At 63.7% G+C, this 9,189-nt stretch carries 10 protein-coding genes; 2 read left to right on the top strand and 8 right to left on the bottom strand.

Going from position 1 to position 9,189, the window contains the following annotated elements:
• Positions 1-57: 57 nt before the first annotated feature.
• From A1351_RS20105 to A1351_RS20070, 8 genes are all read right to left on the bottom strand, one after another.
• Complete coding sequence (locus tag A1351_RS20105) at positions 58-585, bottom strand: hypothetical protein (protein WP_064033766.1); 528 nt, start codon at positions 583-585, stop codon at positions 58-60.
• Positions 586-989: 404 nt separating this feature from the next.
• Positions 990-2,618 carry a sulfate adenylyltransferase subunit CysN gene (gene cysN, locus A1351_RS20100; protein WP_064033765.1) on the bottom strand — a complete coding sequence of 543 codons (1,629 nt, stop codon included), beginning with the start codon at positions 2,616-2,618 and terminating at the stop codon, positions 990-992.
• On the bottom strand, positions 2,618-3,535 hold the full coding sequence (gene cysD, locus A1351_RS20095; RefSeq protein WP_024881090.1) for a sulfate adenylyltransferase subunit CysD: 918 nt from the start codon (positions 3,533-3,535) through the stop codon (positions 2,618-2,620). Before cysD ends, cysN begins: the two co-directional genes overlap by 1 nt.
• The gene (locus A1351_RS20090; protein WP_026599418.1) at positions 3,532-4,281 is read right to left on the bottom strand and encodes a phosphoadenylyl-sulfate reductase; all 750 of its coding nucleotides are present in this window, start codon (positions 4,279-4,281) and stop codon (positions 3,532-3,534) included. Before A1351_RS20090 ends, cysD begins: the two co-directional genes overlap by 4 nt.
• Positions 4,278-4,778, bottom strand: a complete 501-nt coding sequence (locus tag A1351_RS20085) for a DUF934 domain-containing protein (RefSeq protein ID WP_064033764.1) — start codon at positions 4,776-4,778, stop codon at positions 4,278-4,280. The genes A1351_RS20090 and A1351_RS20085 overlap by 4 nt, the downstream gene beginning before the upstream one ends.
• Positions 4,762-6,486: a nitrite/sulfite reductase gene (locus A1351_RS20080; protein WP_064033763.1), complete on the bottom strand. Its 1,725-nt coding sequence runs from the start codon at positions 6,484-6,486 to the stop codon at positions 4,762-4,764. Before A1351_RS20080 ends, A1351_RS20085 begins: the two co-directional genes overlap by 17 nt.
• Entirely contained in the window at positions 6,483-6,821 is a 339-nt protein-coding gene (locus tag A1351_RS20075; RefSeq protein WP_026599421.1) for a DUF2849 domain-containing protein, read from the bottom strand. The genes A1351_RS20080 and A1351_RS20075 overlap by 4 nt, the downstream gene beginning before the upstream one ends.
• Positions 6,818-7,135, bottom strand: coding sequence for a 2Fe-2S iron-sulfur cluster-binding protein (locus A1351_RS20070; protein ID WP_018267966.1), 318 nt, complete (start codon positions 7,133-7,135; stop codon positions 6,818-6,820). The genes A1351_RS20075 and A1351_RS20070 overlap by 4 nt, the downstream gene beginning before the upstream one ends.
• Before the next feature lie 362 nt (positions 7,136-7,497).
• On the opposite strand from A1351_RS20070, the gene A1351_RS20065 reads away from it, so the two are divergent.
• Together A1351_RS20065 and A1351_RS20060 are read left to right on the top strand one after the other, a co-directional pair.
• A complete protein-coding gene (locus tag A1351_RS20065; RefSeq protein ID WP_024881095.1) occupies positions 7,498-8,331 on the top strand; it encodes a hypothetical protein in 834 nt (277 codons plus the stop codon).
• A 59-nt stretch (positions 8,332-8,390) separates the two neighbouring features.
• Positions 8,391-9,104 (top strand): hypothetical protein, encoded by a 714-nt coding sequence (locus A1351_RS20060; protein ID WP_024881096.1) that lies wholly within the window; start codon positions 8,391-8,393, stop codon positions 9,102-9,104.
• Positions 9,105-9,189: the final 85 nt, after the last annotated feature.

Genomic DNA, 9,189 nt, shown 5'->3' with positions numbered 1-9,189 from the left:
CATCTCCAGGGGCACGATCTGCGACCGCTCATTCGGCCGTCGGTGCGCTCGATCCTGTTATTCGTGATTTATCAGCTCATTGATAGCCATCAGTCCATGGATTAAAGGCACGAACGCTGCTTCTTTCAAATAGGTCCTTTGTCGATATTTCAGGCCGTAATCCTTGAGGGCGTCGCTCGCCGAGATCAGAATTGCGCCCCGGTCGATCAACCCGTGAGCTTCTAAATTCTGCCGAAGACTACTGTGTTTTGGAAATGCCTTAGCCGTGCGAAATAACGACGGCTCGCCAATAACTCCGTCAGGAAATTCGATCCACGCGTGGCCATCCCAGACGGAGGAACCCGAGGGCGCCACCGAAATCGGCTTCTTGTATTGGAAGGTTTTCACTCCGTTGCAGGACAGCGATCCGAGCGCTACCCTGTTCGCTATAGAATCCTCAGTGAGACGAGCAGATATATACGCACACAGCGCGACGCATTGGCCAGCCGTCTTCGGAAAGGTCGCCAAGGCATCCACGGCACATTTGCTGAAAGCTGCTTTCAATTCTTCTGGTAAAATCATTCGGAGAGGCGCTGTAGCTTTCATGGCAAACCTTTGTACCTATTCGACCGACAATTAAATCCCGTAAACCTTTCCTTTCCACCAAATGCCGCTCGACGCAAAAGTCAAACCTTCTGCAACACGCGCCGCATCCTTGCGTTTCGAAGGCTTCCGCCATCCAAAAGATACGCGCGAAATTCGGCAGGCCCTGAGTGAACAAGACGCGCACCGGAAGAGGCGCTTCCACCTCCCCCTTGCCCCTTGAGGGGGGAGGTCGAGCGCCGAAGGCGCTCGGGAGGGGGTGCCCCCGAGTCTTTGCCGTTGAACCCCACCCCGGACCGCTTCGCGGTCCGACCCTCCCCCTGAAGGGGAGGGTGGAAACGCCCTACGAATGTCGGGCTCGCGTCCTGCGTCGGTGACAGCGAAAAAGCGTGCTCGCGAGAGCGCCCTTACAATCCCGTATCGTCGTGCGGCGGCTCGCCCTTGGTGAGGCCGACGGCGAAGCGCGTCCACAGGCGTTCGTGCAGATAATAGAGCACGATTTTGGAGACGATCTCCGTGCCGGTGATCGCGGCCGATATGCCCGTGTCCTGCGTGAACAGGAAGGCCGCGCCGAAAGTGATGACGCTGCCGGGCACGCGCCAGGACAGAGATTTCACCAGGCTGCGCAAGGGCGTCGGATGCAGCAGCTGATCGGGCGACGGCACGCCTTCCATGGAGGCGTAGCTCGCCTCCACGCCATTGCGCGCGCTGCGCTCGGTCCAGGCCGATTGCTTCACCATGCCGACGGCGACCGTCTCATTGGTCACGCGATCGATGAGGATGAAGCCGCCAGTCTCGCGATTGTCCTCATAGAGATCGCAGGCGATGGCGGTGTCGAGCCACAGCTCCGCCTCGCCGATCTCGTTGAAGGCGAGCGTCTGCGACGAATCGGCGAGCGGCTCGGCGAGGCCGGTCTCGATCTGTATGTGCGAGGCGACCTGCTTCACAAAGGCCGGCGTCATGCGCGCGCCGAGCTTTAAAAGATAGCTCTTGTCCAGCGTGAGCGGCTCGCGCACCAGCCATAGCAGCCGGGCCGACAGGCGATCGCCGATCTTGGCCGGCGACACCGGCGAGACGAGCATGTCGCCGCGGGAAATGTCGATCTCTTCGGTGAGGGTCAGCGTCACCGATTGGCCGGCCACCGCATGGGCGAGATCGCCGTCATAGGTGACGATGCGCGCGATCGTCGTGTCGCGGCCGGACGGCAAAATGCGGACGATGTCGCCCGGCTTTACGTTGCCGCCGGCGATGAAGCCAGAGAAGCCGCGGAAATCATGGGACGGCCGGTTCACCCATTGCACGGGGAAACGGAAGGGCAGCACGCGGGCGTTGTCGTCCGAGGCGACGCTCTCGAGATAGGCGAGCAGCGGCGGACCGGAATACCAGTCCATTTTCTTGCTCGCATGAACGAGATTGTCGCCGTCCTTGGCGACCAGCGGAATCACCTGAATGGTGAGAAAGCGCAAATGCTCGGCGAAGGCGCGGAAGTCGCGCTCTATGTCGGCGAAAATCTCCTGCGAATAGGAGACGAGGTCCATCTTGTTGACGGCGACGACGACATGCCGAACGCCGAGCATGGAGACGATGACGCTGTGCCGGCGCGTCTGATCCAAGAGGCCCTTGCGCGCATCGACGAGCAGAACGGCGAGCTCGGCCGTCGAGGCGCCGGTCGCCATATTGCGCGTGTATTGCACATGGCCGGGCGTGTCGGCGACGATGAACTTGCGCTTCTCCGTCGCGAAATAGCGATAGGCGACATCGATGGTGATGCCCTGCTCGCGCTCCGCCGCGAGGCCGTCGACGAGCAGCGCGAAATCGAGATCGTCGCCCTGCGTGCCGTGCTTCTTCGAATCCTGCTCGAGCGCCGCGATGAGATCGTCGGCCGCGAGATCGGCGTCATAGAGCAGACGGCCGATGAGCGTCGACTTGCCGTCGTCCACCGAGCCGCAAGTGATGAAGCGCAGCAAGGGCTTGTCGGCGGGCGCCGGCCCGACGGGGGCGCGCAGCGGCGCAGGCGTGGCGAGGCCGCCGTGCATCAAAAATAACCCTCCTGCTTCTTCTGCTCCATGGAGGAGGAGCCGTCGTGATCGATGAGGCGGCCCTGACGCTCGGAGGAGCGGCTCGCGCGCATTTCGGCGATGATCTCCTCCAGCGTCGCCGCGGAGCTCTCGATCGCGCCGGTCAGCGGATAGCAGCCGAGCGTGCGGAAGCGCACCAGCCTCTGCTGCACGGTCTCGCCGGGCTGCAGCTTCAGGCGATCGTCGTCCACCATGATGAGCATGCCGCCGCGATCGATCACCGGCCGCTCCTTGGCGTAATAGAGCGGCACGACGTCTATGCCCTCGCGCGCGATGTAATCCCACACATCGGCCTCGGTCCAATTGGACAGAGGAAACACGCGCAGGCTCTCGCCCGGACCCTTGCGGGCGTTGTAGAGGCGCCAGAACTCGGGCCGCTGCGCCTTCGGGTCCCAGCGATGCTGGGCGTTGCGGAAGGAGAGCACGCGCTCCTTGGCGCGGGACTTTTCTTCGTCGCGCCGCGCGCCGCCGAAGGCCGCGTCGAATTTCCATTTGTCGAGCGCCTGCTTCAGCGCGTCGGTCTTCATGATCTGCGTATGGAGCTGCGATCCATGCACGGTGGGATCGATATTCATCGCGACCCCTTCCGGATTGGTGTGGACGAGCAGCTCGAGGCCCGTCTCGGCCGCGCGGCGGTCGCGAAAGGCGATCATTTCCTTGAACTTCCATGTCGTGTCGACATGCAGCAGCGGGAAAGGCGGCTTCGACGGATAGAAGGCCTTCATGGCGAGATGCAGCATCACTGCCGAATCCTTGCCGATGGAGTAGAGCATCACCGGCCGCTCGCATTCGGCGACCACCTCGCGCATGATGTGGATGCTCTCCGCCTCCAGCCGATCCAAATGGCCGAGGGGCTTTGCCGCCAGCGCGTTCATTGCGAGCCCTCCGGCGCCGCGCCGCGCGTCAGCCGGCCGTCCGGCCCGACATGCAGGCCGCATTCTTTCTTCTCGTCCTCTTCCCACCACCAGCGGCCGGCGCGCTCGCTCTCGCCGGGCTCCAGCGCGCGCGTGCAGGGCGCGCAGCCGATGGAGAGAAAGCCTTTCTCGTGCAGCTCGTTCACCGGCACGCTGAATTCCTCTGTCGCGGCGACGATGGCCTCGCGCGTGTAATCGGCGAGCGGATTGAGCTTGACCAGCCGACGCTCGGCGTCGCTCTCGATGAGATGCACGCCCTCGCGCGCCTGCGATTGATCGGCGCGCAGGCCCGTCACCCAGGCGGAGGCGCCGGCGAGCAGGCGCGACAGCGGCTCCACCTTGCGAATATGGCAGCAGCCCTTGCGATTCTCGACCGAGCGATAGAAGCCGTTGACGCCATGCTCGGCGACATAATCGGCGAGCGGCAGCGCCTGCGGATAGGCGGCGTGAATGCGCCGCGCATAACGCGCCTCGGTCTTCTCCCAAAGGGCGATCGTCTCCTCGAAGAGACGCCCCGTGTCGATCGTCACCACATCGATCTCGAGGCCCTGGGTGAAGATGGAATGGGTGACGAGCTGATCCTCTATGCCGAAGCTCGTCGTGAAGACGATGCGGCCGGGGATGACCTCGCGCGTGAGCTTCAAGCGATGATCGAGATCGAGCGGCGCGAGGCGCGGCGCGAGCGTTTCGACGATCGACGTCTTCATGCCACGCCCTTTCGCCGGCGTTCGAGTATAGATGCGCCGCCCGCGACGCCGCGCTGATAGGAGAGGCTGCGCGCCTGACGCGCCTTTGCCCAATTGGCCTCGCCGTGATGCGCCGCGAGCTCATCGGGAATCTCGATCGTGTCGAAGCCGCCGCCGACCGCGTGCAAATATTGGTCCGGCGTCAGCCGGCCGCTCGCCCGCAACTCGCCCGCGAAACCCTCGCGGCGCAGCAGCCGCGCGAGCGAGAAGCCGCGCCCATCGGTGAAGGCCGGAAAGGCGATGTCGATGAGCGCGAGACGCGCGAAATGAGGCGCCAGCGCCTTGGGATCCGTCGTATTGGCGACATAGACGCCGAGCGCCGTCAGCCGCGCATCTTCCAGCGCGGCGGGCAGCCGCTCGAGCGACACGATCACCTTGCCGGAGCCGGGCAGGGATTCCTCATCGGCGAGACGGCGCCACTCGTCCGCGATGAAAGCGCCGTCAGATACCAGAGCCATCCTCGCCCTCCCGGCGCGCAGATTCCTTGAAACGCTTATGGCCCAAGCGCCGCCATGTGTCGATGAAAGCCTCACCTTCGCGCCGCTCGGCGAGATAGAATTGCACCAGGCTCTCGATCACGTCGGGAACCTCTTCCGCCGACACGCCGGGACCGAGCAATTCGCCGATCGAGGCCGAGAGCGTCGGATCGCCGCCGAGCGTGATCTGATAGGATTCGACGCCCTTCTTCTCGAGGCCGAGAATGCCGATCGCGCCGATGTGATGATGTCCGCAGGCGTTGATGCAGCCGGAAATCTTGATCCCCAGCTTGCCGATGAGACGCTGACGCTCGAGATCGGCGAAACGTTCCGAGATCGCCTGAGCGATCGGAATGGAGCGCGCCGTCGCCAGCGCGCAATAGTCGAGCCCCGGGCAGGAGATGATGTCGCTGATGAGCCCGGCGTTGGCGGTGGAGAGGCCCGCCGCCGAGAGATCGCGCCACAGAGCGAAAAGATCATCCTGCTTCACATGCGGAAGAATGATGTTCTGCTCATGGCTGACGCGCAACTCGCCGAAACCATAGGTGTCCGCCGCATCGGCCAGCGCGCGCATCTGCGCGGCGGTGGCGTCGCCGGGAATGCCGCCGATCGGCTTCAGCGAGACGGTGACGATGGCGTAGCCGGGAACCTTATGCGGCGCGACATTCACCGCGGCGAAAGCGGCGAATTCGGCGTTCTCCACCTTGACCTTTTCGAGCGCGTCCGAGCGCGCGGGCAAAGCTTCGTAAGCCGGCGGCGCGAAGGCTGCGACGACGCGCTCCAGCTCCTGCGCGTCATAGGCGAAAGGCGCGCGGTCCATGGCGGCGAACTCCGCCTCCACCTGCGCGCGAATCTCGTCGAGCCCGGTCTCGTGCACCAATATTTTGATGCGCGCCTTATATTTGTTGTCGCGACGGCCGAAGCGATTATAGACGCGCAGAATCGCCTCGAGAAAAGCGAGCAGATCGGCGCGCGGCAGAAACTCCCGCAGCAGCTTGCCGACGAAAGGCGTGCGGCCGAGACCGCCGCCGACGATCACCTCATAGCCGATCGCGCCTTGCGCATTCTTCACTATGCGCAGGCCGATATCGTGAATCTTGATCGCGGCGCGGTCATGCTCGGCGCCGCTCACCGCGATCTTGAACTTGCGCGGCAGGAAGCTGAATTCGGCATGGGCGCTCGACCACTGGCGCAGAAACTCCGCCGTCGGCCGCGGGTCCTCCAGCTCATCGGCGGCGACGCCGGCGAAATGATCGGCGGTCACATTGCGAATGCAATTGCCGGAAGTCTGGATCGCATGCATGTCGACGTCGGCGAGCGCCTCGAGAATATCCGGCACATCGACGAGCTTCGGCCAATTATATTGCAGGTTCTGCCGCGTGGTGAAATGGCCGTAGCCCTTGTCCCATTTGTCGGCGATATAGGCGAGCTGGCGCATCTGCCGCGAGGTGAGCGAGCCATAGGGAATGGCGACGCGCAGCATATAGGCGTGCAGCTGCAGATAGAGCCCGTTCATCAGGCGGAACGGACGGAACTCCTCCTCCGTCAGCGCGCCGGCGAGGCGACGCTCCACCTGCCCGCGGAACTCCGCCACGCGCTCGCGCACGAAGGCGCGGTCATATTCGTCATAGGCGTAGATCGTCGGCGCGGAATTGGGGCGCGGCGGCAGGGCCGGATCATGCGCAGTCATCGATTCCCCGCTCCTTGCAGCCACGCCTGCTTGCCGAGATCGCGCCGCACGCTCGGGCCGGCGGCGCGGAACTTCTCGCGAAAATGCGACGGAGCCGGCGCGCCGGCCGCATCCACCGTGACATCGACCAGATAGGCGTCGACGACGCGATTGGCGGCGACCGCCGCCTTGCCCGCCGCGTCCAGCGTCGCCGCCTCGGCCTCGTCATAAGCAATTTTCGCGCGCAGGAGATCGCGCTCCCAGCCGTCCTGCCCCCAAAACACGACGTCGCCCTCGGCGAGATCGGAGGCGAGCAGAATCTTGGGCGAGAATTTCGGATTGGCGGGCCGCGTCATGTCGGCTCCTTGACCAGAGTGAGCTTCAGCCCGTCGAGCTCGTCCGACCAGATGATCTGGCAGGAGAGCCGCGAGGTCTCGTGCAGAAAGGGCAGCTCGTCGAGCTTGTCGATCTCGTCCTCGCGCGGCGGCGCGACCTTGTCGGCCCATTCGGGATCGAGCACGATGTGGCAGGAGGCGCAGGCGACCGCGCCGCCGCATGTGCCCTCCATGCCCATCCCATAATCCCGCAAAATCTCCATCAACCGCCAGCCTTCCACAGGCTCCAGCTCGTGGGTGACGCCGTCTGCGTCCTCGACACGGATCACGCTCATCCTTTTCTCCGAACAGGCGCGGTCGCCGCCGAGGCGCCCTTCCTTCGGCTGTCGGCCCTGCGCGACCCCCTCGCGCCGAGCAAAGCGGGCGCGCCGATCGCCGCAAAGCGCGGAGACCTCGGCACGAACCGCAATCCTTCGAAAATGTGAGACCTACTTATTCGAGGTCGCGTGAATGTCAATTCACTATAAGGCAGCCTCGCGCCTCGAAAAACTACAAACGCTACGCGTGGTATCAACCGAAAAGGCCTCGATCGCGCCAGTGGCGGCGAGAAAAGGCTCGGCGCGCGCAACTCATAAATGGTAAGAGTTTTATGTTCCTGCCGCCCGAAAGCGGGCGCGAGCGATATAGGTGCTAGGCCATGGCTCAAAGACCGACCAAAGAAACCAAGCAGAGTTCGGCCCGTGAGGAGCGGCCGCCGGTCGTGCGGGAGAAGGTTCCTCCGCTCGCCCCTCAGAGAGGCCGGCCGACACTCATTCTGGTCGGAGCCGACAAGGGCGGCGTGGGCAAGACGACGATCGCGCGCGTGCTGCTCGACTATCTCGCCGCCAATAATGTCTTGACCCGGGCCTTTGACACGGAGACGCCGCGCGGCACGCTCTATCGGTTTCATCCCGACCAGACCAGCGTCGTCGATCTCACCTCGACCTCGGACCAGATGAAGATCATCGACACTCTCGCCACGGCTGAGATCAAGGTCAGCGTCGTCGATGTTCGCGCCGGCGGGCTGGAGCCGGCCCTGCAGGCGCTGCAGGACACGGGCTTTCTGGATGCGGTGGCGGAAGGAGAGGTCGGCTTCATTCTGTTCCATGTGCTCGGATCGTCCATCGCCTCGCTCGACGAGATCGCAGAAGTCGCGCCCTATGTCGAGGACGCGGACTATTTCCTCGTCAAGAACCATGTCAACGACACCACCTTTTTCGAATGGGACCCGGTGACGCACCGTAAATATTTCGAGAAAGTGGAGACGGCGGGCGAGATCACCATCCCCAAGCTCAACGAATTGTCCTATGAACAGGTGGAGATCGCCGGCGCGCCTTTTTCCACCTTCGTCGCCAATCGGACGGCGGAAGGGGAGCCGGCGGACCATTCCTTCGTCCTTCGCGGCTATGTCCGCACCTGGCAGAACAGGATCGCCGACGAGTTCGACCGCATCCATCTGCTGGATCGGATCGCCGGCAGGGAGGGCGCATAGCGCCGAACGTGGTTGAGCGGCAACATAGAGAGCCTCGGGCGGCGCCGAGAGAGTGAAAGATGAGTCGACGCACTTTGGTGTTCGTCGCCTGTTCCCCGCATCCGCGTTCGGGCGTTTCGACGACCGCGCGGCTGCTGACGGATTTCTATCTCTCGCGTCTCACCGAGGTCGAAGGCTTCGACACCGATCCGCATGCGCCGCGCTATCACGAATGGTTCCCGGACCGCACGCGCGTCATCGACACGGCCGACATACGTGGGCAGATCTCCTTGTTCGATCGGCTGCTGGTCGATGACGGAGTTCCCAAGATCGTCGATGTCTGGCAGCGCGCCTATGACCGTTTCTTCAAGACAGTGAAGGAGATCGGCTTCGTCGAGGAGGCGCGGGCGCGCGGCGTCGAGCCGATCGTGCTCTTCCATGTCGACCAGACCAACTCCGCTCTCGCCAGCGCGAAATCGCTTTCGGCGGCGTGGCGCGATGTCCCCATGGTGATCGTGCAGAACGAGGGCGCCGCGCCGCTCGGCGCCTATGCCCATGAGACGCTCGGACATTATCCTTCGACGCGCAGATTCCTCATCGGCGCGTTGGACGGCGCGGTGGCGAAGACTCTGGATGAGCCGGATCTATCGCTGAGCCGGCTGCTGGTCTCGCCGCCGCCGGAAATGTCGATCGTCATTCGCGCCGCGCTCAAAGCCTGGATCGCGCCGATCTTCACGCAATTCCGCAGCTTCGAGCTGCGGCATGAGCTGGATGGCGCGCAGTTCTTGAAATAAGCGCCACGCCGTCGCGCATTTTCATGACAGCCCCTGGTTCCGGCCGAAACTTCCGACAAAAAGAAACGAGCCTGTAGGCTCACGG

It is taken from the genome of Methylosinus sp. R-45379, from assembly GCF_001644125.1.
In the GTDB taxonomy this organism is placed as follows: domain Bacteria; phylum Pseudomonadota; class Alphaproteobacteria; order Rhizobiales; family Beijerinckiaceae; genus Methylosinus.
Note: the sequence above shows the minus strand (reverse complement) of the source record. Positions and strands in the feature narration are given on the sequence as shown.

What these genes read in the sequence shown, in the direction of transcription:
- A1351_RS20105 (WP_064033766.1), bottom strand. Translation starts at nt 585, where the DNA reads ATGAAAGCTACAGCGCCTCTCCGAATGATTTTACCAGAAGAATTGAAA.
- cysN (WP_064033765.1), bottom strand. Translation starts at nt 2,618, where the DNA reads ATGCACGGCGGCCTCGCCACGCCTGCGCCGCTGCGCGCCCCCGTCGGG.
- cysD (WP_024881090.1), bottom strand. Translation starts at nt 3,535, where the DNA reads ATGAACGCGCTGGCGGCAAAGCCCCTCGGCCATTTGGATCGGCTGGAG.
- A1351_RS20090 (WP_026599418.1), bottom strand. Translation starts at nt 4,281, where the DNA reads ATGAAGACGTCGATCGTCGAAACGCTCGCGCCGCGCCTCGCGCCGCTC.
- A1351_RS20085 (WP_064033764.1), bottom strand. Translation starts at nt 4,778, where the DNA reads ATGGCTCTGGTATCTGACGGCGCTTTCATCGCGGACGAGTGGCGCCGT.
- A1351_RS20080 (WP_064033763.1), bottom strand. Translation starts at nt 6,486, where the DNA reads ATGACTGCGCATGATCCGGCCCTGCCGCCGCGCCCCAATTCCGCGCCG.
- A1351_RS20075 (WP_026599421.1), bottom strand. Translation starts at nt 6,821, where the DNA reads ATGACGCGGCCCGCCAATCCGAAATTCTCGCCCAAGATTCTGCTCGCC.
- A1351_RS20070 (WP_018267966.1), bottom strand. Translation starts at nt 7,135, where the DNA reads ATGAGCGTGATCCGTGTCGAGGACGCAGACGGCGTCACCCACGAGCTG.
- A1351_RS20065 (WP_024881095.1), top strand. Translation starts at nt 7,498, where the DNA reads ATGGCTCAAAGACCGACCAAAGAAACCAAGCAGAGTTCGGCCCGTGAG.
- A1351_RS20060 (WP_024881096.1), top strand. Translation starts at nt 8,391, where the DNA reads ATGAGTCGACGCACTTTGGTGTTCGTCGCCTGTTCCCCGCATCCGCGT.